Below are 24951 nucleotides of genomic sequence, written 5' to 3' on the forward strand. Positions count from 1 at the left end.
CAACCTTATTTGTTGATAACCTTGCGGCCACGGTAGAAACCGTCAGCAGTCACGTGGTGACGCAGATGGGTTTCACCGCTGTTCTGATCAACAGATACAGCCGCGGTAGTCAGGGCATCGTGTGAACGACGCATACCACGTGCTGAACGTGATTTTTTGCTCTTTTGTACGGCCATTAACCCTACTCCTTATTACTTTTACTCAAGTTTTTTAATACTGCAAACGGATTCGGACGCTCATCAGCAACAGGGATCTCACCGAAGCTCATGCCTGATGCGGAGACTGGACAGTCCGCCTCATCATGCATTGGGACTTGCGGTAACTCCAGAATCAACTCATCTTCGATGATCTGAAGTAAATTGATCTCACCATTTTCGTCGACTTCAGCCGGCTCATAAGCTTCCGGAAACTCATCTGCTTCCTCGGGTTTGAGGAGCGGACTGTAACAGAAATCCACACGGTAATGGTGTTGGAATTCTTCCTGACATCGCTGGCAGGTTAGCATCACATCGACGTCTGCATGCCCACGCATGTACGCCATATGGCGCTGGTCAAAGTCAAATGATAAGGTGACGTTTGCATCACTTAAAACGCTGTAAGCTGATTCAGCCAGACGCTCTAAAAGCTCGGCTTTGATGATGCCATCATAGTCGAGCTTTTTTTGAGCGGCGCGGACCGGATCGACCGTCAGCGGCAATTTTACCTTTTGCATAGGGCGCGAATATTAGCCTTCTAATTGGTTTGAGTCAAAGGAAATGTGTCCGAAATCCCAGCTTTTGACCATTTCCCGTACAAGGTTTTGGCGTGTCCGTTCAGGGTCGTGTCACGGCGGGTATAATAAGGTTGGTTCAAGGTTAAAACTAGCGTAAATTTCAACGTCTCGCTCTTTCGTTTCACACTGAATCAAACCGGACAACATCCAAACATGAATCATGCTTTAATTTTGGCCTCCACCTCCCCGTTCCGGCGCAGCCTGCTTGAAAAACTGGGGCTGCCCTTCGACTGTGCCGCACCCAATACCGACGAAACGCCTTTACCGGGAGAAACCGCAGAAATGCTAGTCAAGCGTCTTGCCGAAGCTAAGGCCAAAGCGTGCTGTGATGACTATCCCACGCATTTGATTATCGGTTCGGATCAAGTCTGCGTCATCAACGGATCCATCGTCGGCAAACCACACACGCCAGAGAATGCCTGCGCGCAACTGAAAGCCGCCAGTGGTCAGACCGTCACTTTCTACACCGGACTCTGTGTTTATAACGCTGTCGACGACACCAGTGACGTGCTCTGCGAACCCTTTCATGTTCACTTCCGGACCCTCAGTGAACATGAAATTCGCAATTATGTCGCACGGGAACAACCCCTTCAGTGCGCAGGCAGCTTTAAAAGTGAAGGATTGGGCATCGCACTCTTCGATCGGCTCGATGGACGCGACCCGAATACACTCGTCGGTTTACCGCTGATTGCACTGCGTGAACTGCTTGCAAAACACGGCGTCAGTGTCCTTTAAGGGCAATCCTTTCATCTCTTTTACATGCTCAGGCGTATGTGTCTGGGCATCTCCCTGTCCGAAGGTCGCATTGTGTTACATCAGGCCGTGCTATGAAGAGCATTATTGAATCAAGCACCAATCGATATCAGCAGAACACACCCCTTGAAGGTAGTTTCATGGAAAAACGCCGGTTAGTCAGCCCGTCGCAACGCGTCGATCGCCCGGTTGAGCATGGCATCCATCGGTGCATTGATTTCCATACGCTCCCCCGTACCCGGATGCTCAAACTGAATGTTCGCCGCATGCAGGAACAAACGATTCAACCCCATTTTTTTAGTGTATGCATCGAATCTGGGATCGCCGTACCTGTCATCCCAGGCAATCGGATGGCCCGTATACTGGCAGTGCACCCGAATCTGATGCGTTCGCCCGGTCACCGGACTTGCCTGGACCAAAGTTGCTTCTTTGAAGCGCTCCAGAATTTTATAGCGAGTATCCGACGGCTTCCCGTTCGGGTTCACACGGACAATGCTATTCACTTCATTTTTCAGCAAAGGTGCAGTCACTTTCCGGCAATCTTTTGGCCATTGCCCCATCACCAGCGCGAAATAATATTTTTGAACCGTCTTCTGCCTGAACTGCTCCTGGAGTTTTCGCAGTGCTGAACGTTTCTTCGCAACCAGCAGAATCCCTGAGGTATCCCGGTCGATCCGGTGGACCAGCTCAAGGAAACGCGCATCCGGACGTAAAGCCCGCAAGGCCTCAATCGCCCCGAACTTCAGACCACTGCCGCCATGGACAGCCGTTCCGGAAGGCTTGTTGAGAATGAGCATCTGCTCATCTTCGAAAATAATGCAGTCTTCCAGTTCAGCGACTTTATCCAGCTTCGTACTGACCGGTGCCGTGCCTTCCTTTTCAGGGACAACAACTGGCGGCACACGGACCAGATCGCCTTCCTGCAGCTTGTACTCAGGCTTGATCCGCTTCTTATTGACCCGTACTTCACCTTTCCGCAAAATGCGGTAAATCATACTTTTGGGCACATTTTTTAATCGGGCTCGCAAAAAGTTATCAATTCGCTGCCCGGCAAAATCATCTTCGATGGCGATGAATTGCACTTTTGGTTTGTCTTCATTCATGACCCAAGATTTTATACCCAAGTCACTATAAGATGCTAGTTACCGTATCATCCACATCACAAACAGTTGAAACCACCCATGCGCTGACCTGTAATCAACACACAAAGTGCGACTTCTGAGAGCAAGTTCATCGATTCATAACAACAATGCAGATTGCCGCAAAAAAGTCACCCTGCTATGATTGCAGTCTGGAATCAGGGAAAATCCCAATTTCCATGCCATGGCGGTCATATTTGCGCCATGATGAATGTTTTTTATCCTGCTCTGCCTGGCGTCGCAGCAAAAGGCGTAAGACGACAAGTCATGCAGAGTCAATCTTAGTGTTCCGATTGCAGATTTTTTATCGGTGTTAGAGATACGACCGCGACAACGCGGTGTTACCGGCTGTATATCCCGGATCTAGCCATCTTCAGTACAGTTGGCAGATATGTGTAGCCAAAGAGCACTCCTGAAACTTCCAACCGTGAGGTTGCAACCGTAAATCAGACTTGGAGTCAGGCAGCATCGGTAAAGGATCCAACGTTGGCTCACTATTACAACGACAATAAATGAGTACACAGAATGAAAAGAATGTTGATTAACGCAACTCAAAAGGAAGAGTTGCGCGTCGCATTAGTGGACGGTCAGAAGCTGTTCGATTTAGATATCGAAAGCCCAGGCCACGAATCTAAGAAAGCAAATATCTACAAAGGACGCATCACCCGCATCGAACCAAGTCTTGAAGCAGCATTTGTAGACTATGGTTCCGAGCGACACGGTTTCCTCCCTCTGAAAGAGATTGCCCGCGATTACTTCCCAGCAAACTACACCTACCAAGGCCGCCCGAACATTAAGGAAGTGCTGAAAGAAGGTCAGGAAGTTATCGTTCAGGTTGATAAAGAAGAACGAGGCAACAAAGGAGCAGCCCTAACCACCTTTATCTCTCTGGCCGGAAGTTTTCTGGTTCTGATGCCGAACAACCCGCGTGCGGGCGGTATTTCACGCCGCATTGAAGGCGAAGAGCGCACCCAGTTGAAATCTGCGTTAAGCACCCTGCAACTACCGGATGGCATGGGCCTGATTGTGCGGACGGCTGGCGTCGGCAAATCTGCAGAAGAACTGGAATGGGATCTGAACGTCCTGCTGAATCACTGGAGCGCGGTGAAGGAAGCTGCGGATGCTCAGCCTGCGCCCTTCCTGATCCATCAGGAAAGTAACGTGATTGCCCGTGCGATCCGTGACTACCTGCGCCGCGATATCGGTGAAATCCTGATCGATAGCCCGAAAATCTACGATCGTGCCCGCGCGCATATCCAACTGGTTCGCCCTGACTTTGAACCGAAAGTGAAACCCTATGACGGCGAAGTTCCGCTGTTCAGCAAGTTCCAGATTGAGAGCCAGATCGAGTCTGCCTTTTTGCGTGTCGTTGATCTGCCTTCCGGTGGCTCGATTGTTATCGACCCGACTGAAGCCCTGACTTCCATTGATATCAACTCCGCCCGAGCAACCAAAGGTGGCGATATCGAAGAAACAGCACTGCAGACCAACCTGGAAGCGGCCGATGAAATCGCCCGTCAGCTCCGGTTGCGCGATCTCGGTGGTCTGGTGGTGATCGACTTTATTGATATGACGCCTGTTCGTCACCAGCGTGAGGTTGAAAACCGACTGCGTGAAGCCGTGCGTATGGATCGTGCCCGTGTGCAAATCGGCCGAATTTCTCGCTTCGGTCTGCTGGAGATGTCTCGTCAGCGTTTGAGCCCGTCTCTGGCAGAAGCCAGCCATCACGTGTGCCCGCGTTGCTCCGGTACCGGGGTGATCCGAGATAACGAATCGCTGTCTCTGTCAATTCTGCGATTGATTGAAGACGAAGCGATGAAAGACAACAGTGCTCAGATTCAGGCGATTGTGCCCGTCGCTGTCGCCTCATATCTGTTGAACGAAAAACGTCGTTCCGTACAGCACATCGAGAAATATCATGATGTGAAAGTCGTGATCGTTCCGAATGCTGAAATGGAAACACCGCACTACAAAGTGCACCGTGTGCGTACCGGCGATGAAAAAGACACACTGTCTTACCACCTGCCAAAATATCTGGAAGATATCAGCGAGAGCGAGGCACCCAGCCAGGCTACTGAACGTGCAACCAAGAAACGTGAAGAGCCGGTTCTGCAAGGGTTCACCGCACCAAAAGCGCCAGCACCTGTTGCGAAACCTGCTGCAACGCCTGCGCCGGCTGAGAAAGCTGAAAAGAAACCTGGCTTATTCCAGCGTCTGTTCAACGTACTGGCAGGCCTGTTTGGCGGCAGTCAAGCAGAAGAGAAGCCTGCTGAGAAAGAAGAAAAACCAGCAGCACGCCGCGAGCGTGAAGGTCAGGGCCGTCGCGACAACCGCCGTGATAACCGACGCAGTAAAGACGGAAACCGTCAGGGACAGCGTCAGGGTCAGAACCGTAACCGCCAGGATGAAGAGCGTGATTCCCGCGAGCAGAAATCCGCTGAGAGTGGTCAGCGCCAGCAGCGTCGCCGTGGTGACCGTCAGAAGCAAGATCGTCAGGCTCAGGCTGAGAAGCCCGTCAAAGCGGCAGCAGCTCCTCGTGCAAACGCTGAAGACGACATTAAAGAGCAGAAACGTCAGCGTCGCGACGAAGTACAGAAGCAGCGCCGAAAAGAGAAACAGCAGCAGGCTGAAACCACTGAAACGTCAAGCACTCCGGAAAACGCTGAGAAGCCAAAAACGGAAAAATTGAAGCAACGTCGCCAGCGTCGTCAGCTTCAGAAAAAAGTCCGTCTTGAGAATCCTGAGCTGCAAGCGGTTGATGCGGAAGAACAGCAATCTGCAGAAACAGTGCAGAGCCCACTGCAGTCACTCGGTACAGCGATGGCAAAAGAAGCGGCCAGCCAGGAAACTCAGGCAACAGCTGTGAAGTCATCAAAGCAGGCCGCTGCGGTGGAGAACGTGCCTTCTGCAGAGGGTGATCAGCAAGCTGACAACGAAAATGGTGCACAAGAAGGCCAGCGCCGGAACCGTCGTTCGCCACGTCACCTGCGTGCCAGCGGACAACGTCGTCGCCGCATTCGTGATACCCGCCCGAATCAGGATGAAGAGGTTGATCAGGTGGTCTCCGAAGCCGTGACCCATGCTGTTGAAGCAGCCACAGATAACCTGAGCGAGATGGAAAACGTTGTGTCTATTGTTGAGCGGCCGAAGCGTCGTCCGACAACAGGGGTAGCGTCTCCGGAAATGGCAATGGGTAAAGTCTGGCCGCGTAGCGACAAACCAGCAATCCACGCTGATGCTGAACCTGTCGCTGAAGTGGCAATTTCTCCGGAGCCTGTGGCAGAAACCCAGCCCCTGAGCGGTGTTGCCATGCCAGAAATGGCCATGGGTAAAGTGATGCCACTCCGCCAGGATAAGCCTCAGGTGGATACGCCAGTTGCTGAAATGACGACGCAAGAACAACCGGTCGCGCCTGTCGCAGAGCCTGTTGGTCAGGCTGCAGAAGTTGCGCCTGTTACTGTTACGCACGTAACCGCAGCAAAACAGCCTGCACCAGCAGCGTTCAAACTGGCTCAGGTGACGGCAAGCTCACCACGCGGTTTCCACAGTGTGGCACCGATGGCGAAAGCCCCGGCACCGGAAGCTGTTCTGAACAGCACGCCTGTTGCCGTTGCACCAGCCCGTGAGCTACGGGTGCAAACCCGCCAGGCTGGCAGCCAGACAGCGACCAGCGTGGCAACTGCGCCAATGACCAAAGCCGTGTTTGAATAACACAGCCGCTGGCCATGATGCCTCCTTAAAAGCCATGCAATTGCATGGCTTTTTGTTGGATTCAATGCGGTGTTTCACTGCTGATAACTTGATTAAAAGTTGAACTGAATCACGCTTATCGGTAGCATTTGCCCGCCTAACCTAATCCATTCCAAATAAGACTGAATCAACAATGTTTGAATTTCCCAAGTTTACACACCAGTCTGTCAAGAATGACATGCTATCAGGGCTGACTGTTGCCCTGGCACTGGTGCCGGAAGCCGTTGCTTTCGCTTTTGTTGCTGGCGTTGACCCGATGGTTGGTCTGTACGCCGCATTTATCGTTGGTCTCATCACTGCCACACTCGGCGGACGTCCCGGAATGATTTCCGGTGCGACAGGCGCAATGGCGGTTGTCATGGTCAGCCTGGTTGCAGTACACGGCATTCAATACCTTTTTGCTGCCATTTTACTGGCCGGTGTCCTGCAAATCCTCGCGGGTGTATTCAAACTGGGTAAATTTATCCGGATTGTTCCGCATCCGGTCATGATCGGTTTCGTAAATGGCCTCGCGATCGTGATTTTCCTGGCTCAGCTGGGTCAGTTCAAAGTGCCGGATGCATCCGGTGTGCTGACATGGATGCAAGGCACACAACTTTATCTCATGGGTGGCCTGGTGCTGCTGACCATGGCGATCATTCACTTCCTGCCAAAGTTGACGACTGCCGTACCTTCTTCACTGGTTGCCATTGTGGTTGTGACCGGTCTGGTTCATGGCCTGGATTTAGACACCCGTACTGTCATCGATTTTGTGCGCAGCATGAGCGGTAACGCAGAAGCTACACTGGCTGGTTCACTGCCAACCTTCTCGATTCCGATGGTGCCGCTGACACTGGAGACCCTGTATATCATTCTGCCTTATGCCGTTGTACTGGCTGCTGTCGGTCTGATTGAGTCCCTGCTGACGCTGACCGTACTGGATGAAATGACTGGCACCCGTGGTCAGAGCAACCGTGAGTGCGTTGGCCAGGGCGTTGCCAACGTGACCTGTTCAGTCTTTGGCGCCATGGGCGGCTGTGCCATGATTGGTCAGTCCATGATTAACATCAACTCCGGTGGCCGGGGTCGCCTTTCCGGCGTAACCGCTGCGGTTGGCCTGCTGCTCTTTATTCTTTTCGGATCCAACCTGATCGAGATGATCCCGCTGGCTGCTCTGGTGGGTGTGATGTTCATGGTGGTGATTGGCACGTTCGAATGGGCAAGCTTCAAAATGGCGCGCAAAGTGCCGAAGCATGACTTCTTCACGATTATTCTGGTGACCTGTGTGACAGTCGCTGCCGATCTGGCCATTGCTGTCTTTGTGGGTGTGATTTACTCTGCGCTGGTCTTTGCCTGGGAACATGCCAAGCACATCGCAGCAGAAAGCAAAATCGATGAAAACGGCAGCAAGGTTTATCACCTCAATGGTCCGCTGTTCTTTGGTTCAGTTTCTCACTTCCTTGAGTTGTTTGATGCCAGCAATGATCCGAAAGATATCATCATTGATTTCGCTGATTCACGCGTTGCCGATCACTCTGCTATCGAAGCCATCGACACCGTTGCAGAGCGCTATGCCAAAGAAGGCAAAACCCTTCACTTGCGCCACCTGAGCCCGGAATGCCGTGGCTTACTGCGCAAGGCAGGTGATCTGGTCGAAGTGAACGTGATGGAAGATCCAACCTATAAAGTCGCCTCCGACACGCTGGGTTAAACTTTCACTTCAGATCCCCAAACGCCCGCAAATGCGGGCGTTTTTTATCGGCTTACAATCAAACCGAATTCAAACGGGCCAGAACGCCCTCTGCGGCTTGTTCAACCAAATCCAGCACATGCTCAAACCCCTGCGGACCACCGTAATACGGATCGGGAACTTCCGTTTCCGCAACATCTGCGTAATCAAGTAACAAGGCCAGTTTAGACACATATTGATCCGGACACATTGCTTGAAGGTCCGCCAGATTTTGCCGATCTGCTGCCAGAATCAGATCGAACCGCTCAAAATCTTCTGGGACCACCTGACGTGCCCGGATGCTCTGAAAACTGTAGCCTCTCGCCTCCCCTACAGCCCGTGCCCGACTGTCTGGCGGATTTCCCTGGTGATAGCCGATGGTTCCGGCCGAATCGATCTCAACCGCCATCCCCGCGGCTTGCGCTTTTGCCCGCAGCACCGCCTCTCCGGTTGGAGAGCGGCAAATGTTGCCCATGCAGACCACCAGCACCGAAGCCTTTTTGCTTGTGTTCATTGATGCCTCTTTCGTTGACTCAATTCATCATTCACAACAGACTATGTATTGAAGGTGCTGGATTGCAAGACAAGCAGACCAAACCTGATAGGTTGGTCTTGGTTCACTCCGTCTTCAGAGGCATCCTCACCGAATCCAACGCAGTGGTTCTATCCCACCGCTTTACTTATCTGACTGAAAAGTCGTGTAACTGTTGATCAGGTTTCGGTAATCCGGAATGTGATTTGAGAACAGATTCCCCAGCCCTTCAATGTCGTTCCGCCAGTCTCGGTGCAGCTCACAGGCCAGGCCAAACCACGTCATCATCTGAGCACCTGCCGCAGACATCCGCGCCCAGGCTGCATCACGGGTCATCGCATTGAATGTGCCTGAAGCATCAGCAACGACAAACACTTCATAACCCGCTTCAATTGCTGAGAGCACCGGGAAAGCAACGCATACTTCTGTCACCACACCCGCAACAATCAATTGTTTTTTGCCCGTGTCTTTAATTGCCTGAACGAAGTCTTCATTATCCCAGGCATTAATCTGGCCAGGACGGGCAATATAAGGCGCCTTCGGAAACATCTCTTTCAGCTCAGGCACCAGCGGGCCATTCGGTCCCTGCTCAAAGCTGGTTGTCAGTATGGTCGGTAACTCAAAGTAAAGCGCACAGTCCGCCAACGCTAACACGTTATTTTTGAACTTGTCCGGGTCGATATCGCGAACCAGAGACAGCAGTCCTGTCTGGTGGTCGACCAAGAGAACAACGGCATCATTTTTGTCTAAACGCACATATGGCTTGTTCATCGCCTTTCTCCTTGATGGGTGAGACTTCGCTATAAAGCCGACGTCAAAACTCATCCAAAAGTTTGCTCTACCGCGACTAAATTTACCTTAAAAATTATGTGAGATGCGTTTGCCGGATTCTCCTCATACACTTCAAGTCAGGCATTGGATGCCCACAGACGAGAACGAACTCAGAATCAGAACTGTATTGATGTCGCTAGATAAAGGAAGAATCAGACCGCGATTTCATCTGCGGAAGGGATCAGACATGCGTCATCAGCAGAATCAACAAAATGGAGGCGAACCTCCATTTCATTCATCTTTTCATTCACTGAACTGCCTAATGACTTTCTGCGGTCACCAGCAAGGCTTCGACCTGATTTGAAGTGCTGTAAACTCTCACTCCTTTTAAATCATTCGGAATGCTCTCCAGCAAATAATTGGCATCCACGGGTGAAATGACCTGCGGTGTCAGTCCGCTGGGGGGTGTTGCAACAAAGTCAAACTCATAAATGCCATCAGCGGGCGGCATTACATAGACAAACGGCACCAGTCGGGCATTTTCCCAACCTAAAGTGGTGGTAAATCCATGGGCGCGTATCCCGAGTTGCGGCGGGTGACTTTTCATCAAAGCAAGTTCAACATGGCTGACTTCAAATATCTTCTCTTCCATAGCAGGGCCCTTCGTGTTGAAGGCGATGACTACCTGACTATCGCGATGACTGTAAGCTGGTGCAGAAACCAGAATGAGTAGGACAGCCACCACATAACCCATCTGTTGTTTCAACCACACCAGCATATGAACCACTTCCCCAGCATAGTCAAAGATTGGCCTGACCATGGCTCAGAGCCCTCAGTCTGTGTTGCGGATCATAGAAATGGGCCGCCACAATTAAAGATGCACGGCCCGGTACACACGCAACGAAAACAAACGAGCTCAAGTGCCTATTGCGGTACCACCCTGGCCGTTCTGCCGGTGATATTAACCCGCACTTTCTGCCCGACGCTGAATAGCATATTCGGGTCTGCTTTCTGAACAATAGCAATGGTTTCACCCGAGTCCAGCCGGATTGTCAGGTTGACCCCGTTACTCTCCGAAAGGTTTTGTGACGCTTTGTTCCCGGCATAACCGCCCAGTACACCGCCACCAATTGCAGCAATATCCGAACCACTGCCACCACCGATTTTTGAACCGAGAATCCCACCAATTGCGGCACCGGCAAGCGTACCCACCACATTTTGCTCACCTTCGATCGAAACCGGATCAATCTGAATGATCGTGCCGTATTTCACCTGTTGGACCTGCTGCGCCTGAGAACGGCCATAGGTATTGCCATAAGGATTACTGCTGCATCCGCTAATGATCAGCGCTGCAATACACAGGGGTAAGAGTAAGTACTTCACAACATCACCTGCTCATTCACGTCATCTGAATCGCTCAAAGTATAGCAAGCTCCGAATTTCGCCAGTGACTAAACCTTGAGAGCCGTACAACCGGAACGGAACAATGCCTCACTTTCTCTGGCGCGATACCACTTCCTTCTGCAATGCTGCAATCAATGCGCTTAGCCCTTGCACCATCCACCCGCCTCCCTCAGAATCAGGGCTTTACTTTCCAACGGCAGTGAAGAGAGATTCATGGCAGACGAGCATCGGAAACAGGACAGATATAAAGCCAGACAGCAAAAAGTCAAAGATGAAGTGGACGCACGGGTCGCCGCAGCGAAAACGGAAAAAGGGCTGCTGCTGGTCATTACCGGCAATGGCAAAGGGAAGTCGACGTCTGGATTCGGCACCATTGCCCGTGCTGTGGGTCACGGCCAGAAATGTGGCGTAGGCCAATTTATCAAAGGCACCTGGGACAACGGCGAGCGCAATCTGCTGGCGCAGCATGAGGTCACTTTTGCCGTCATGGCAACCGGGTTTACCTGGGACACACAGGACAAAACGGCGGACACCCTCGCTGCTGAGAAAACCTGGGCAGCGTGCAAACACATGCTCACCGATGCCAGTTACGATGTGGTGCTGCTGGACGAGCTGACTTACATGCTGACCTATGGGTATCTGGATATTGATGAAGTACTGGAAACCATCGCCCAGCGTCCACCGGAACAGTCCGTGGTCGTGACCGGGCGCGGAGCACACCGGCGTCTGATTGAAATGGCCGACACCGTTTCCGAAGTGCGTAACGTTAAACACGCCTTTGAGAGTGGTATCAAAGCCCGCAAAGGCGTCGACTGGTAAGGATCAGGCGGGCGGATGTACCGCAGCGGTCTGGCAACCTTCAGAGACATGACACAAATCCGCATCAATATCCTGATTGCCAAGCAATCTCAGCCATAAAGAAGGCAAGTGCTTGATTCTGACGGCGGGTCTGTCTAACTGAACTGGCGGCTGAAGCTGCCAGTCAGTTTCAGACGTTTTGCTGGCGAACACAAACCGGAACGGCAGATAATCCACCATTCCCAACCTCAAATCGGTGGCAATCAGCTGGTCTTCCTGTACTTCGTATCGTACAAACTGATGCGTAAAGGTTTCCAGAGACTGCAATGTTGTCGGTTTATCCACTTGTACCGGCCACTCCCCACGGGGTTTGGCAATGAATGTCACTTCGCCAGTCTCATCCAGCAACGACGATAACCCTTCCCAATAATGATCGTCCCCCAGCACCACAATGCGCCAGAGCACGGTATTGAACGGCGTCGGCGTGAGAAACACAGGACGGCCTTCCAGCGCTGTACCTGCCAGCTGTTTTTCCACCCGGTGATCAATCCACTGCATTGCAACCACAGACCAGGCCAGATACAGGCTGGACACTATCAGTCCGGCCCTACACAGCCGGGCCATCCGATCCCGCCAGATCAGCGACGCAATCAGCACAATCAGCAAGGGCAACGTATAGAGCGGATCAATGATGAAGATACTGGCGACGGACACCGGCATTGGGAGCGGCCAGAACAGCTGCGTGCCATAAGCTGTGAAGGCATCCAGAATCGGATGAGTGATCAGACAGGCCGCAATCAGAAACCACAGATGACCAAAAGTGAACGATGATGTTCGCCATCGCTGCCAGCATAAGGTCAGCAAAAACGACAGCGGAAAGAGAACAAACAGTGAATGACTGAACCCGCGGTGTTTCACCATATCTGAAACCGGATCGCCATAATCAACCAGCACGTCCAGATCAGGAACCGTCCCGATCATCGCACCAGCCAGCAGCACTTTTGGCGAAGCCTTTTTTCCGGCAATCATGCCGGCAACCGCAGCGCCAAGGGCTGCCTGTGTTACTGAATCCAATGTCAATTCTCCGCAAAATTTTCACAGATTGTACCAGAAGAAACGGTCCCACAAGGAGCCTGCATTCAGCTCTTGATACAAAAACGGCCAGTGGCAGACACCACTGGCCGTTCAATCCCTGAAAAATCAGGTAATTAGTTAAACAAACCTTTGAGTAATTTATCTGCGGCATCTTTAACTTTGTCATCATCCGCTTTATCACCCAGCAGCTTGTCTAAACCACGCTGAACCTCTTTATTGGCTTTCTCTTCCAGGCGGTCTGCTTCTTTTTTCGCTTTCGCCTCAAGCTCTTTCGCGCGTTTGTCCAGTTCACTGTTCCGTTTAACCAGCTCTTTGAAATTAATGGCGTAATCCGGCGCTGACCAGGTGCCCTTAATATCCAGTGGCACGGTAATATCAGCGACTTCATCCACCGATTTACCGCCTTGTCCTTTACTGGTCGCCACCACAGCGGTGTCAATCTGGAAAGCCAGTGTCTGCTCAATGAAATTGGTATTACCTTTTCCATCAACACGCAGCAGCGGCGAGGCCAGATACATGTTATTGGTAGACGCTTTGCCATCTTTCAGCATGAAGGTCGCTGTCAGTGCAGAGAAATCGGTTTTCTTCGCTTCATCATTCAGCGTATCCGATTTGCCTTTCAGCTTGGCTTTAGCTTCACGAATCACCTTCGGAATATTAATGCCATTCACAGCACCATCGGCAAAGTTGATCGCCACCATTCCGTCCAGATTTTTCTTCAGACGAGATTCAGCCAACCCTCGACCGGCAATTTCGACGTCAATATTCCCCGTTCCCGCCAGCATGTCATTCTCGGCCACATCGACCAGCAGCGGCTGAACCTGCACGCCTTTGATCGACTGACTGACCTGATAAACCGGCAGCTTACCTGTTGCGTCCAGTTTGGCTTTTGCCATGATCGAACCGTCGTACAGATTCGCAGCAAATTTGTTCAGGCTGAACACACCGTTTTTGATTGCAATGGCCAGATCGACCTGACTCAGTTTGGCATTCGCTGCAATGAATCGGCCCACTTTCACGGTGCCAGCCACATCGAACTGTTTCAGCACCGACAGATCCGGCTCCACATCACTGGGTGCCGATTGCGCCGCAGGCGCCGACGCTTTTTCGTCATTTGCAGGTTCCGTCGCAGTCTCTTGCTTGGCTGCATCTTCCCCACCCGTCCAGCGATCCACATTGATTTCATCACTTTGCAGGTTGAAGCGGATCACAGGCACGGTTGCCAGCTGATACGATGCATCACCATTCAACGCCAGTTCATCCGCTTTCAGCGTCAGTTGGCTGAGTTTCGCCAGACTGGTTTGCAGATCGTAAGATGCATCTCCCGCAACAGAGACTTTCATTTCCGGACGCGGCAGCGCTGCACCTTTCAGATCGGTTGCCAAATCCAGCTCCTCAACGGAGATCTGGTTTTTAGCCTGATTCACTTTCAAACGAAGTTGTCCCTGCGCGTCAAAGGCTAAGTCCGGTATTTCCCCTTTTGCCGATAAGCTCAGATTTCCCCAATCGCCCAGTACAAATTGATCCAGTTTTATGGTGACATTGTCCAGTTGGGTGCCCGCCTGCGTCAGTCCCGCCGTCAGTTCAGTCTCGCGCAAGGCCGCATCATCCAGGGTTTCAGCAATACGCAGTCCGGTTTGCCCTTTCGCCGTAAAACGCATCCCGCCGTTCTGTCCGGCCAGATCAAAGCGCAGATCCGCCCACTCCCCCGGGGCAAACTGACTCAGATTCAGGTTCAGTGCATCCAGCGCGGTCACCGTACCGGCTTGATCGTCTCGAATGGTCACACTGGCATTCTCCAGCGCAATCCCCGCCAGACTGATCACCCATTTCTCACCAGTTGCCGTTTCACCTTCTGCAACCACCTCGCCCTGCTCCGAGGACGCCGTTTCGTTTTGCGGCAGATTCTGTGCTGGCGATGGCGGCTCAGCAGCAGCCTCTCCGGTCAGCCCATCAAGGTTGCTGACCCCGTCTTTGCGCGTCTGAATAAACACACGGGCATCTTTCAGCGTCACCTGTCCGATTTCCAACCGGTTCGACAGTAACGGCAACACAGAAACCGACACACCCGCGTCGTTAAACTGAACCAGATTGGATTCTGCAAATCCTGCCGGGTTGCGAAATTCCGTCCGGCCAATGCTAAACCCGATACTCGGGAAAAAACGCCAGCCGATATCCCCTTCAATCACCAGATCACGACCCGTCGCTTTTTTAACCTGTTCAGCAATCAAAGGCTTGAACTGATTCGGATCCACCAGCGTGACCAGCACGCCAATCCCCACGACGATCACCAGTACGATCGCCAGCAGTATATAAAGAATTTTCTTCATGATGTCCTCGGAAGCCTGCGCTTGCGTGTCAGATTGAATGGCTGATGACACAAAAAATGCCAACAAAAAAGTCATAACATTGGCTTCATTAAAGCAAAAAATCAGGCCACCGTTAAGGTGGCCTGATAAAACTGGATGCGATTTAAAGCCAATTTTACAAACTCAGCTGTGTTTTTTCTCGTCTTCGTTGATTCGGCTGGCGACTGCGCCCTGCTGATTCTTATATTTCGCGTTCGCTCGCTTGTTATACGGCTTCTCCGCCGAGCCCGACAGAATTTCGAAACTCAGCGCGCCAATTGGCATATGCGGGCGTAAAGCCAGCGGCAAACGACCACTGTTGTAAAATTCCAGTACAATCCGGCCTTCCCAGCCCGGATCAATCCGATGAGCGGTTACATGGACCATCAGCCCCAGACGGGCCAGTGATGAACGACCGTCCAGCCAGCCGACAATATTGTCCGGCAGCGTTACCGACTCATGAGTGACTGCCAGTGCCAGCTGGCCCGGATGCAGAAAGAACGCATCGCCATCGTTCACTTCAATTTCATCGCTCATGACTTTTTCAAGTTGGGTAGCAACATCTTCTTTTTTCCCGGACAAGTCGATGTATGGCGCACCATGATCATTAAAAATCCGGAACTTATTGCCCAGCGTTACATCGACAGTCAAACCACTGATCACATCGTTTGACGGACGGGGTTCAATACTGATTTTACCTTCATCAAGATAAGTCTTGATGTCCTTGTCACAGAGTCTCATGTTGCGGATTATCTCCAGGGCGAAAATCAAAATCTTTACAAATCTCAGGCGGAACGCCTGCTTTGCCGACACTATAACCAGCAGCATCCGTTCCGTCTATCTTTCAGGCGGTTCGCTGAAGCTGGGTCGCGCTTTCTGCTGAACCACCAGAAAAAGAGACAAAAAAGCTGATCTCAGTCAGCCTTTTGGAATCATTAAGCTTTCAGCAGCCGGGCGATGTGTGCTTTGAGCACATCAATGGCAATTCGGTTTTTGCCACCGCGAGGTACGATAATGTCCGCATATTGCTTAGAAGGTTCAATAAACTGCATGAACATCGGGCGAACCGTTTTCTGATACTGCTGCAGTACAGATTCCATGGTGCGGCCACGCTCAGCCACATCACGCTGCAGGCGGCGCAGTAAACAGATATCCAGTGGGGTGTCCATAAAGACAGTCGCATGCATCAGATTGCGAAGGCGCGGGTCGGTCAGCAGCAGAATCCCTTCCAGAATGATCACTTTTTTCGGGGTCAGTGTGGTGGTTTGCTGCGTACGGGTGTGTTCACTGTAGCTGTATTGCGGTACTTCAACGGCTTCGCCACGGATCAGTGTTTCCAGATGATCGCACAGCAAGTCGTGATCCAATGCATTGGGGTGATCGTAATTCGTTTTGACCCGCTCTTCCATGCTCAGGTGACTTTGATCGTTATAGTAGCAATCTTCCGTAATAACACCGATCTGTTGATCGCCCACTTTTTCTTTCAACTCATGGTATACGGTTCTGGCGATCAGGCTCTTACCGGATGCAGAGGCACCTGCAATCCCGATAATAACGCACTGGTGTGAATGTTCAGACATATCAGAAAGCACCTGTAAGATTATCTAGCGGGTCTTTTACTCAAGTCGGTTCATACCGGACAATTTTTGCCAGCACTATACTGCAAGTAAAAAATAAACCGCCTGATTATAAGGAGTTGATGGCTGGGATGCCAGAGTAAATGCGATCTTAATCGCAATACATTGTGTAAATGCAACGACACCCCAGCCAAAAACAGTTAAATCAGCTGCATTTACAGGGTCGTGATACGGATTTGTTCTGCCACAGGTTGCCCATGCCAATAGAGTCGGCTGGCGACTCGGCCTGCCAGTTCAAGATAAGCCTGCGCATGTTCACTGTCTGGCGCAGCGGCGACGGTCGGCACTCCCTGATCAATATCTTCACGAATCCGGATGTGAAGCGGCAATTGGGCCAGTAAGGGCACAGCATAGTCACGCGCCATTTTCTCTGCCCCCCCTGTGCCGAAAATTGCTTCATGATGCCCGCACTGGCTGCAAATGTGATAGCTCATGTTCTCGACCACACCGACCACAGGAACATGTACTTTCTGGAACATATTTACGCCTTTAATTGCATCTGCCAGCGCAAGATCCTGAGGCGTCGTAATCACCACCGCGCCGGTGACCGGCATTTGCTGCGACATCGTGAGCTGGATATCCCCGGTGCCCGGCGGCATATCCACCACCAGATAATCCAGATCCGGCCACAGGGTTTCATTCACAATCTGCGACAAAGCTTTGGATGCCATCGGCCCACGCCACACTGTCGCATTCTCGGCTGGCACCAGATAACCCACTGAGTTTGTATAAAGGCCATGAGCCGCCACGGGCGACATCAGCTTCCCGTCCGGTGATGTCGGTTTTTCTTCCGCCGCGCCCAGCATTAAAGGGACTGAGGGGCCATAGATGTCTGCATCCAGTAACCCGACTTTCGCGCCCAGCGCCTTTAAGCCAAGCGCCAGATTCACGGCCGTGGTCGATTTTCCGACCCCGCCTTTCGCTGAACTGACCACCAGCACATTCTTCACGCCTTTCAGCAAGGGCTTGTCACCCGCAGCCAGCGGCGACACCCGCACGGCAATGTCGACACTCAACTGTGGGACCAACTGCCGGGCTTGCTGATCCGCAATCCAGTCGGCCAGTGTCTCCGCCAGCGATGCCGCAGCAAAAGGAATCGTAATTTTCAGTTGCGTGGTGTCCTGCTGCCATTGGACGATACCAGGGGTATCAGCCCATTCATGTTGCAGCCAAGGGTGCGAAAACTGATTCAGCCACGCGCAAACAGCGGCCTGACTCTCGAATGGACCTGCTGCAGAAATATTGGCCATTGGAATTACCTGCTCCGTTCAATGATATACGCTGCATTTATCCTAACACTTTCCATCCCGGACAGCGCCACTTGTCAGACTATGAATCACGTCGGCCTTGGGGTAGTATTCAAGGCTTATCATCTTTTTTACCCATCATGAGCGAATAGAGAAAATATGGCTGCAAACCCAAGAAAAATTCTGGTGACCTGCGCCCTGCCGTACGCAAACGGTTCTATCCACCTTGGCCACATGCTTGAGCATATCCAGGCGGATATCTGGGTGCGCTATCAGCGCCTTCGCGGCAACGAAGTTCACTTCATCTGTGCGGACGACGCACACGGCACACCAATCATGCTGAAGGCCCAACAGATGGGAATGGAGCCAGAGCAAATGATTGCCGAAGTGAGCAAAGAGCACCAGGCGGATTTTGCTGGCTTCGATATCAGTTTCGATAACTATCACAGTACGCATTCCGAAGAGAACCGCGAACTGTCTGCATTTATTTATACCGAACTGAAGAAAAACGGCTTTATTACCAGTCGTACCATCTCTCAGCTGTTCGACCCTGAAAAAGAAATGTTCCTGCCGGATCGTTTCGTAAAAGGCACCTGCCCGAAATGTAAAGCAGAAGATCAGTACGGTGACAACTGTGACAACTGTGGCGAAACCTACAGCCCGACTGATCTGATTCACCCAAAGTCTGCAGTCTCTGGTGCGACACCGATCATGAAAGACTCGGTGCACTTCTTCTTTGATCTGCCTCAGTTTGAAACCATGCTGCAAAGCTGGACCAAATCCGGTGCGCTGCAGGAAGAAACAGCCAATAAAATGCAGGAATGGTTCGATGGCGGCCTGCAACAGTGGGATATCTCCCGTGATGCGCCTTACTTCGGCTTTGAAATTCCGGGGGAAACCGGCAAATACTTCTATGTTTGGCTGGACGCGCCGATCGGCTACATGGGCTCATTCAAAAACCTGTGTGACAAGCGCGACGACCTGAACTTTGATGAGTTCTGGCAGAAAGACAGCCAAACCGAGCTGTATCACTTCATCGGTAAAGACATTGTTTACTTCCACAGCCTGTTTTGGCCAGCGATGCTGGAAGGTGCGGGTCTGCGTAAGCCGAGCAATGTTTTTGTGCACGGCTATGTCACCGTCAACGGTGCCAAGATGTCGAAATCCAAGGGCACGTTCGTGAAAGCGAGTACCTACCTTGATCATCTGGATCCTGAATGCCTGCGCTATTACTACGCAGCGAAGCTCAACAGCCGCATTGATGATCTGGATCTGAATCTGGAAGATTTCAGTCAGCGTGTGAACAGCGATGTAGTGAACAAGATCGTCAACCTGGCTTCCCGAAACGCTGGTTTCATCACCAAACGTTTCGACGGCAAACTGGCGGACACATTTGCCGAACCTGCGCTGTATCAGGAATTTGTCGCCGCCGCAGACCGAATCGCAGACTTGTATGAGAGCCGTGAATTTGGCCGTGCGATTCGTGAAATCACAGCGCTGGCTGACAAAGCGAACCAGTATGTTGACGAAAAAGCACCTTGGATCGTCGCCAAGGAAGAAGGTAAAGATGCAGAACTGCAAGCGATCTGCTCTGTGGGCCTGAACCTGTTCCGCGTGCTGATGACCTACCTGAAGCCTGTGATGCCGAAACTGGCGGAACGTGTCGAAGCTTTCCTGAACGAAACACTCACCTGGGAAGGCATTGCACAGCCGCTGACGGGACATGAGATTTCTAAGTTCAAGGCCCTGTTCAACCGTATCGACGGTAAGCATATTGAAGCCATGGTGGAAGCCTCTAAAGAAGATGCTGCCGCCGAAAAAGCCGCGGTTGCCAAACCTGCTGCCGGACCATTAGTGGAAGAGCCAATTGCAGATGAAATCGAGTTCGATGACTTTGCGAAAGTGGATCTGCGCATTGCGAAAATCATCAGTTGTGAGTCTGTACCAAAGGCAGACAAGCTGCTGAAATTCCAGCTGGATATCGGTGGGGAAACCCGTCAGGTGTTCTCTGGCATTAAGTCGGCATACAATCCGGAAGATCTGGTCGGTAAACTCACCGTTGTTGTGGCTAACCTGAAACCGCGGAAAATGAAATTCGGGATGTCCGAAGGCATGATTCTGGCCGCTGGCCCTGGCGGTAAAGATCTGTGGCTGCTTGAACCACATGACGGTGCACAACCGGGCATGCGTGTGATGTAACCCATCGGCTGGACAGTCTGAACCTCTCATCTGAAAAAGGAGCGAAAGCTCCTTTTTTTTATGTATCGGACACACGCAGCACTTTTTCATGCCCGCCCTACCCAAGACGTATCCAGACGCGTATAAAGTCTGCCTGTATCCCAAAGGTCAGACGATATCACTAAAAAATGCTTGCTATATCAGTATATAAAGCAACCAAAGCGTTTCTGATTTGTTAACCAATATGGTCTGTTGATAACAATTAACTCAATAAAATGTGATCTCAGACAAGATTTAAATCATGGCATTGATTTTACATCGCAACTTCGCCAGCGGAACTGGTAATCTGCTCCGCGCTCTGAGGATCAAAGAACAGAGCAATCATACCCAAGTGGCTTCAGGATGCTGACTCAGCAAGATGACACCCATGCTGTGTACGGGTGCGATGAAACCCTCATCGCATCGCAGCGCCGATTCAAGCATGAAGAACTAGCAAGCTCCCCCTATCAGAGCCCGTTCACGAAGCAACATCGCTGCCAGCACTCTATCAAACCACTTGGATATAAAATAATAAGGAGTGTTCTTTCATGAAAACCCAACCTAAAAAACTATCCCTGACTGCCCGGATCATCATCGGTATGATTTTAGGGATAATGACCGGATTCGTGATTCGCGAGTTTCTGTCAGATATCACTTTTGTACACGACTATATCGTCGACGGCTTGTTTGAAGTCGGTGGTTCCATTTTTATTGCCAGCCTGAAAATGCTGGTCGTTCCCTTGGTTTTTGTCTCTCTGGTCTGCGGGACCAGCACACTGAGTGACATCAGCACACTCGGCCGCTTGGGTGGTAAAACCCTGGCCTTCTATCTGACCACCACCGCCATCGCCATTACCCTGGCGCTGACCATGGGGACCATTGTCCAGCCTGGTGCAGGTGCTGATCTGGGTGCTGCAACAGCGTTTGAAGCCAAAGAAGCGCCGACGCTGGGTCAGGTCATCATTGGCATGTTCCCGACCAACCCGATTAACTCAATGGCTCAGGGCAATACCCTGCAGATCATCGTGTTTGCGATCCTGTTCGGTATTGCGATCAGCGCAGCCGGTAAAGCCGGTGAACGGATTGCAGGCGTCTTTAATGACCTGAATGAAGTGATCATGAAGCTGGTCGCACTGCTGATGCACATTGCCCCTTTCGGTGTTTTCTTCCTGATGGCAAAACTGTTCACCACCTTGGGACTGGACGCCATTGAAAGCCTGATGAGCTATTTTGCTGTCGTGAGTGGCACACTGATTCTGCATGCCCTGCTCACCTATGGCCTGATGCTGAAGCTGTTCACCGGTCTGAGTCCGTTGACGTTCTTCAAAAAGATGGAAGATGCAGTCATGTTTGCTTTCTCAACGGCATCTTCGAACGCAACCATTCCCGTGACCATGGAAACGGCGACCAAGCGTCTGGGGGTCAGCAACAAAGTTGCTTCCTTCACGGTACCGCTGGGCGCAACGATTAACATGGATGGCACTGCAATCATGCAAGGTGTCGCCACGGCCTTTATTGCGCAGGCGTTTAATGTAGACCTGACCATGGGCGACTATCTGGCCGTGATCATGACAGCGACTCTGGCTTCTGTCGGCACTGCAGGTGTACCAGGAGTCGGCCTGATCATGCTGGCGATGGTGCTGAATCAGGTGGGTCTGCCGGTCGAAGGCATTGCTATGATTATGGGTGTTGACCGTCTGCTGGACATGATACGTACCGCCGTCAATATCACAGGCGACAGTGTCGTCACCTGTATCGTCGGTAAATCTGAAAAAGAAATGGACATCGCGCGCTATCACGATCCTCACGCCGGTGAGAAAGACGAAGAAGTTCACTTGCACAAAGCTTAATCAGCCAAGCGAACGTGATCAGCAACGCCAGTCTTCCAAGACTGGCGTTTTTTATCAAACGGCTTTCAATCAGAAGTTGATTCAGGGACAACCCGTTTCCAGTCCGGCTTCATGTCAATCACAATCCACTGCTCTTTTGCTGCCACGGGCAACGCTTTCTCCAACCGACCCACCGCTGATTCATTATCGTAGGCCCACTCCCGCTCAGCATCGAAATGCCCTGGAACAGGGGGTTTCAGTCCGGTAACAGGCTGAGTGCTTCACTTCGCCTTTCAGCCCGATCTGACAGGAAATCTATTCAATCAATCAGAGGCTTATCCCAGAGTCAAGGTATCTGGCATGCACCGGATCAACGCACTCCTCCCCGCCACTCGCACCAAAAGAGTGCAACAAAAAAATTCTGGATGGCTGACCCGATTGCGTTCAACCCATATTTCGCGGCATTGGCTCACTTTATCTTCGATTGAAATACTGGCTCAGTTTTTGCGTTAACCCGATAGCAGGCTTTGCCATGACCCTGCGGGCTGGCATGGCGTGCGTTCGGAATCACGTCGTTAAGAAACTGCCGCAAGCTTCAACAAGCTGACTCAAAAACAGAATCAAAACGTCAAAGAGGAACAACAAAGTATCTATGCCGTCCACCGGGCATCTAAGGAGTCGATATGTGGATTATTCTCGGTTTAACACTCACAGTGCTGGCGCTCACCGTCTGGTACTTCTATAACAAGCAACAACTGGCGCAAACCGAAGCCCATTTCGACCAGATCCTCGGGCTGCGACAGCTCATTCAGCTCTTACGCCAGCACAGGCGTCTGACTCACAGCCAGCTGATGAAACACTCAGAGATGACAATCCCTGAATGGACAGAGCAGGACGCCATTCAGCATTTGAGCAACCAGTTGGTCAGCCAGGCCAGCCTGGAACAAAAGCCGATGTACCGGATTCTGCATCAGAACCTGCAACAACTTGCAAATGAATGGCCGCGGTATTCTTTGTCGCGCAATCAGGCCATTCATGGCAAAAGTATCCGGCATGCCATGTACCTGATCGACGATCATCTGACGACATCCATGTTGCTGGCCGATAGACCAAACCTGTTTGAGCAGTATCAGCAGTTCTGGCCGGTAACCCTGAATGCTCTCGATACGCTGGCACAATTCCGGGCAACCGTGGGCTCGTTTCACCCCGAGAGTCATAAAGAAGAAATATTGCTCCGGCGTCATCTGCATTTGCTGCAGCGTCGTCTGGGCCAGATGAATCTGATGCTGAAAGTTCCGGGTCCGTCATTAATGGCCGATCAGTTGGAGCAGGATTTAACAACACTGCTCAACAGCACAACCGCCACCAAAGCCTGCAGACTGGCGCTGTACAAGTTTTCACTGAGTCTGTCGGACCACATTTTTTACCTGTTCGATGCCAAACTGATGGAGATCGCGCACGGACTGTCCATTGAAGACTTCCCCATTGACATCCAGGCGAGCCTGACGCCATTACTCGCAAAATTCAGCCACGAAAAAATCAAGGCTGAGCCAAAGCAACTTCAGGCCTGAATGCCGAACAAAAAAGAACCCAGCCAATTGGCTGGGTTCTTGATTTTCAATTCATTGCGTTGGTGATCAGCCGATATGTGTCTGGCCACCCATGTACGGACGCAGGACTTCAGGGATTTCAATCCGGCCATCCGCCTGCTGGTAGTTTTCCAGCACAGCAACCATGGTACGCCCTACAGCCAGACCAGAACCATTCAGGGTATGAACCAGCTCAGGTTTCTTCTCGCCTTTACGACGGAAACGCGCCTGCATCCGGCGGGCTTGGAAATCACCCACATTCGAGCAAGAAGAGATTTCACGGTACGTATTCTGTGCTGGCAACCAGACTTCCAGATCGTAAGTCTTCATCGCGCCGAAGCCCATGTCGCCGGTACACAGAATCACTTTACGGTATGGCAGTTCCAGCAGTTGCAGAACTTTCTCAGCCTGGCTAGTCAGTTCTTCCAGTGCAGCCATCGAATCTTCCGGACGGGTGATCTGAACCAGTTCCACTTTGTCGAACTGGTGCATACGGATCAAACCACGGGTATCACGACCATAAGAACCGGCTTCTGAACGGAAACATGGTGTATGGGCCGTCATCTTGATTGGCAGCTCAGCTTCATCAACGATGGTATCGCGAACCATATTCGTCAGCGGCACTTCAGCAGTTGGAATCAGCGACATACCAACGCCTTCTTCAGTCGCCGGCTTGGTGTTAAACAAGTCTTCGCCAAATTTTGGCAGCTGGCCTGTGCCATACAGGCTGTCGTGATTCACCAGGTACGGTACATACATTTCGGTGTAGCCGTGCTCTTGTGTGTGCAGGTCCAGCATAAACTGCGCCAGAGCACGGTGCAGACGGGCAAACTGACCTTTCATCACGATGAAGCGTGAACCCGATAGTTTTACTGCGCTGGCGAAATCCAGACCTTCGCCCATCTCACCCAGATCGACGTGATCTCTGACTTCAAAATCAAAAGACTTTGGCTCGCCCCAGCGAGAGATTTCAACGTTCTCGTCTTCGTCTTTTCCAACCGGTGCAGAGGCATCCGCAAGGTTTGGAATCGACATTTCAATCTCGCTCAGCTGTGCCTGAATCTCAGACAGCGCTTTTTTCGCGTCATCCAGCTCAGAACCCAGACCTGCCACTTCAGCCATGACTTTGTCGGCTTCTTCGTGCTCGCCTTTTCCTTTCAGCTGACCAATCAACTTCGAGCGGGAATTACGCTGGGACTGCAGTTCTTCCGTTTTGACCTGGATCGATTTACGTTGCTCTTCCAGGGAACGAAGGGTGTCTACATCAAGGATAAATCCACGTTGCGCTAATTTTTCTGCTGTCGCGTCCAGCTCAGTTCGAAGAAGTTTTGAATCTAGCATGCTAATCCTGTGCTCGTCATA

20 protein-coding genes are annotated in these 24951 nt (G+C 51.6%); 7 read left to right on the forward strand and 13 right to left on the reverse strand.

Annotated features, from left to right (window positions below):
- Positions 1 to 5 precede the first annotated feature (5 nt).
- Together rpmF and yceD are read right to left on the reverse strand one after the other, a co-directional pair.
- Positions 6 to 176: a 50S ribosomal protein L32 gene (rpmF, locus tag Q4579_RS05985; protein ID WP_211647554.1), complete on the reverse strand. Its 171-nt coding sequence runs from the start codon at positions 174 to 176 to the stop codon at positions 6 to 8.
- Positions 177 to 181: 5 nt separating this feature from the next.
- Positions 182 to 712 (reverse strand): 23S rRNA accumulation protein YceD, encoded by a 531-nt coding sequence (gene yceD, locus Q4579_RS05990; protein WP_211647553.1) that lies wholly within the window; start codon positions 710 to 712, stop codon positions 182 to 184.
- Positions 713 to 925: 213 nt separating this feature from the next.
- On the opposite strand from yceD, the gene Q4579_RS05995 reads away from it, so the two are divergent.
- A complete protein-coding gene (locus Q4579_RS05995; protein ID WP_303562460.1) occupies positions 926 to 1507 on the forward strand; it encodes a nucleoside triphosphate pyrophosphatase in 582 nt (193 codons plus the stop codon).
- A gap of 173 nt (positions 1508 to 1680) precedes the next feature.
- On the opposite strand, the gene rluC is transcribed toward Q4579_RS05995, so the two are convergent.
- A complete protein-coding gene (rluC, locus tag Q4579_RS06000) occupies positions 1681 to 2628 on the reverse strand; it encodes a 23S rRNA pseudouridine(955/2504/2580) synthase RluC (RefSeq protein ID WP_303562461.1) in 948 nt (315 codons plus the stop codon).
- Positions 2629 to 3189: 561 nt separating this feature from the next.
- Between rluC and rne the strand changes: the two genes are divergently transcribed.
- Positions 3190 to 6375 carry a ribonuclease E gene (gene rne, locus Q4579_RS06005; RefSeq protein WP_303562462.1) on the forward strand — a complete coding sequence of 1062 codons (3186 nt, stop codon included), beginning with the start codon at positions 3190 to 3192 and terminating at the stop codon, positions 6373 to 6375.
- Positions 6376 to 6547: 172 nt separating this feature from the next.
- On the forward strand, positions 6548 to 8104 hold the full coding sequence (locus tag Q4579_RS06010) for a SulP family inorganic anion transporter (RefSeq protein ID WP_303562464.1): 1557 nt from the start codon (positions 6548 to 6550) through the stop codon (positions 8102 to 8104).
- A 58-nt stretch (positions 8105 to 8162) separates the two neighbouring features.
- On the opposite strand, the gene Q4579_RS06015 is transcribed toward Q4579_RS06010, so the two are convergent.
- The 4 genes from Q4579_RS06015 to Q4579_RS06030 all read right to left on the reverse strand — a co-directional run bounded on the left by Q4579_RS06015 (position 8163) and on the right by Q4579_RS06030 (position 10808).
- On the reverse strand, positions 8163 to 8636 hold the full coding sequence (locus Q4579_RS06015) for a low molecular weight protein-tyrosine-phosphatase (RefSeq protein ID WP_303562466.1): 474 nt from the start codon (positions 8634 to 8636) through the stop codon (positions 8163 to 8165).
- Between the two features lie 162 nt (positions 8637 to 8798).
- The gene (gene ycaC / locus Q4579_RS06020) at positions 8799 to 9425 is read right to left on the reverse strand and encodes an isochorismate family cysteine hydrolase YcaC (RefSeq protein ID WP_303562468.1); all 627 of its coding nucleotides are present in this window, start codon (positions 9423 to 9425) and stop codon (positions 8799 to 8801) included.
- 319 nt (positions 9426 to 9744) lie between these two features.
- The gene (locus tag Q4579_RS06025) at positions 9745 to 10245 is read right to left on the reverse strand and encodes a hypothetical protein (protein ID WP_303562469.1); all 501 of its coding nucleotides are present in this window, start codon (positions 10243 to 10245) and stop codon (positions 9745 to 9747) included.
- 104 nt (positions 10246 to 10349) lie between these two features.
- The gene (locus tag Q4579_RS06030; RefSeq protein WP_303562470.1) at positions 10350 to 10808 is read right to left on the reverse strand and encodes a glycine zipper 2TM domain-containing protein; all 459 of its coding nucleotides are present in this window, start codon (positions 10806 to 10808) and stop codon (positions 10350 to 10352) included.
- 234 nt (positions 10809 to 11042) lie between these two features.
- Between Q4579_RS06030 and cobO the strand changes: the two genes are divergently transcribed.
- The gene (cobO, locus tag Q4579_RS06035; RefSeq protein ID WP_303562472.1) at positions 11043 to 11648 is read left to right on the forward strand and encodes a cob(I)yrinic acid a,c-diamide adenosyltransferase; all 606 of its coding nucleotides are present in this window, start codon (positions 11043 to 11045) and stop codon (positions 11646 to 11648) included.
- A gap of 3 nt (positions 11649 to 11651) precedes the next feature.
- Here cobO and Q4579_RS06040 read toward each other — a convergent pair whose 3' ends face one another.
- The 5 genes from Q4579_RS06040 to apbC form a co-directional block, all read right to left on the reverse strand.
- Positions 11652 to 12701, reverse strand: coding sequence for a metal-dependent hydrolase (locus Q4579_RS06040; RefSeq protein ID WP_303562473.1), 1050 nt, complete (start codon positions 12699 to 12701; stop codon positions 11652 to 11654).
- A gap of 134 nt (positions 12702 to 12835) precedes the next feature.
- Positions 12836 to 15127, reverse strand: coding sequence for an AsmA family protein (locus tag Q4579_RS06045; RefSeq protein ID WP_303562475.1), 2292 nt, complete (start codon positions 15125 to 15127; stop codon positions 12836 to 12838).
- Positions 15128 to 15214: 87 nt separating this feature from the next.
- A complete protein-coding gene (dcd, locus tag Q4579_RS06050; protein ID WP_211647543.1) occupies positions 15215 to 15811 on the reverse strand; it encodes a dCTP deaminase in 597 nt (198 codons plus the stop codon).
- A gap of 194 nt (positions 15812 to 16005) precedes the next feature.
- Complete coding sequence (udk, locus tag Q4579_RS06055) at positions 16006 to 16650, reverse strand: uridine kinase (protein WP_303562478.1); 645 nt, start codon at positions 16648 to 16650, stop codon at positions 16006 to 16008.
- A 212-nt stretch (positions 16651 to 16862) separates the two neighbouring features.
- Positions 16863 to 17957 carry an iron-sulfur cluster carrier protein ApbC gene (gene apbC / locus Q4579_RS06060; protein ID WP_303562479.1) on the reverse strand — a complete coding sequence of 365 codons (1095 nt, stop codon included), beginning with the start codon at positions 17955 to 17957 and terminating at the stop codon, positions 16863 to 16865.
- A 156-nt stretch (positions 17958 to 18113) separates the two neighbouring features.
- Between apbC and metG the strand changes: the two genes are divergently transcribed.
- The 3 genes from metG (at position 18114) to Q4579_RS06075 (ending at position 23571) form a co-directional block, all read left to right on the forward strand.
- A complete protein-coding gene (metG, locus tag Q4579_RS06065; RefSeq protein WP_303562481.1) occupies positions 18114 to 20153 on the forward strand; it encodes a methionine--tRNA ligase in 2040 nt (679 codons plus the stop codon).
- Positions 20154 to 20719: 566 nt separating this feature from the next.
- Positions 20720 to 22021, forward strand: a complete 1302-nt coding sequence (locus Q4579_RS06070; RefSeq protein WP_303562483.1) for a dicarboxylate/amino acid:cation symporter — start codon at positions 20720 to 20722, stop codon at positions 22019 to 22021.
- 662 nt (positions 22022 to 22683) lie between these two features.
- Positions 22684 to 23571, forward strand: a complete 888-nt coding sequence (locus tag Q4579_RS06075; RefSeq protein ID WP_303562484.1) for a hypothetical protein — start codon at positions 22684 to 22686, stop codon at positions 23569 to 23571.
- A 66-nt stretch (positions 23572 to 23637) separates the two neighbouring features.
- Here the strand turns inward: Q4579_RS06075 and serS are convergent, their stop codons facing one another.
- Entirely contained in the window at positions 23638 to 24930 is a 1293-nt protein-coding gene (gene serS, locus Q4579_RS06080) for a serine--tRNA ligase (protein ID WP_303562486.1), read from the reverse strand.
- Positions 24931 to 24951: the final 21 nt, after the last annotated feature.

It is taken from the genome of Photobacterium sp. 1_MG-2023, from assembly GCF_030547945.1.
GTDB lineage: Bacteria > Pseudomonadota > Gammaproteobacteria > Enterobacterales > Vibrionaceae > Photobacterium.

Bases quoted from the DNA above. Each gene is read 5' to 3' on its own strand.
- rpmF (WP_211647554.1), bottom strand. From the start codon at position 176: ATGGCCGTACAAAAGAGCAAAAAATCACGTTCAGCACGTGGTATGCGT.
- yceD (WP_211647553.1), bottom strand. From the start codon at position 712: ATGCAAAAGGTAAAATTGCCGCTGACGGTCGATCCGGTCCGCGCCGCT.
- Q4579_RS05995 (WP_303562460.1), top strand. From the start codon at position 926: ATGAATCATGCTTTAATTTTGGCCTCCACCTCCCCGTTCCGGCGCAGC.
- rluC (WP_303562461.1), bottom strand. From the start codon at position 2,628: ATGAATGAAGACAAACCAAAAGTGCAATTCATCGCCATCGAAGATGAT.
- rne (WP_303562462.1), top strand. From the start codon at position 3,190: ATGAAAAGAATGTTGATTAACGCAACTCAAAAGGAAGAGTTGCGCGTC.
- Q4579_RS06010 (WP_303562464.1), top strand. From the start codon at position 6,548: ATGTTTGAATTTCCCAAGTTTACACACCAGTCTGTCAAGAATGACATG.
- Q4579_RS06015 (WP_303562466.1), bottom strand. From the start codon at position 8,636: ATGAACACAAGCAAAAAGGCTTCGGTGCTGGTGGTCTGCATGGGCAAC.
- ycaC (WP_303562468.1), bottom strand. From the start codon at position 9,425: ATGAACAAGCCATATGTGCGTTTAGACAAAAATGATGCCGTTGTTCTC.
- Q4579_RS06025 (WP_303562469.1), bottom strand. From the start codon at position 10,245: ATGGTCAGGCCAATCTTTGACTATGCTGGGGAAGTGGTTCATATGCTG.
- cobO (WP_303562472.1), top strand. From the start codon at position 11,043: ATGGCAGACGAGCATCGGAAACAGGACAGATATAAAGCCAGACAGCAA.
- Q4579_RS06045 (WP_303562475.1), bottom strand. From the start codon at position 15,127: ATGACTTTTTTGTTGGCATTTTTTGTGTCATCAGCCATTCAATCTGAC.
- dcd (WP_211647543.1), bottom strand. From the start codon at position 15,811: ATGAGACTCTGTGACAAGGACATCAAGACTTATCTTGATGAAGGTAAA.
- udk (WP_303562478.1), bottom strand. From the start codon at position 16,650: ATGTCTGAACATTCACACCAGTGCGTTATTATCGGGATTGCAGGTGCC.
- apbC (WP_303562479.1), bottom strand. From the start codon at position 17,957: ATGGCCAATATTTCTGCAGCAGGTCCATTCGAGAGTCAGGCCGCTGTT.
- metG (WP_303562481.1), top strand. From the start codon at position 18,114: ATGGCTGCAAACCCAAGAAAAATTCTGGTGACCTGCGCCCTGCCGTAC.
- Q4579_RS06070 (WP_303562483.1), top strand. From the start codon at position 20,720: ATGAAAACCCAACCTAAAAAACTATCCCTGACTGCCCGGATCATCATC.
- Q4579_RS06075 (WP_303562484.1), top strand. From the start codon at position 22,684: ATGTGGATTATTCTCGGTTTAACACTCACAGTGCTGGCGCTCACCGTC.
- serS (WP_303562486.1), bottom strand. From the start codon at position 24,930: ATGCTAGATTCAAAACTTCTTCGAACTGAGCTGGACGCGACAGCAGAA.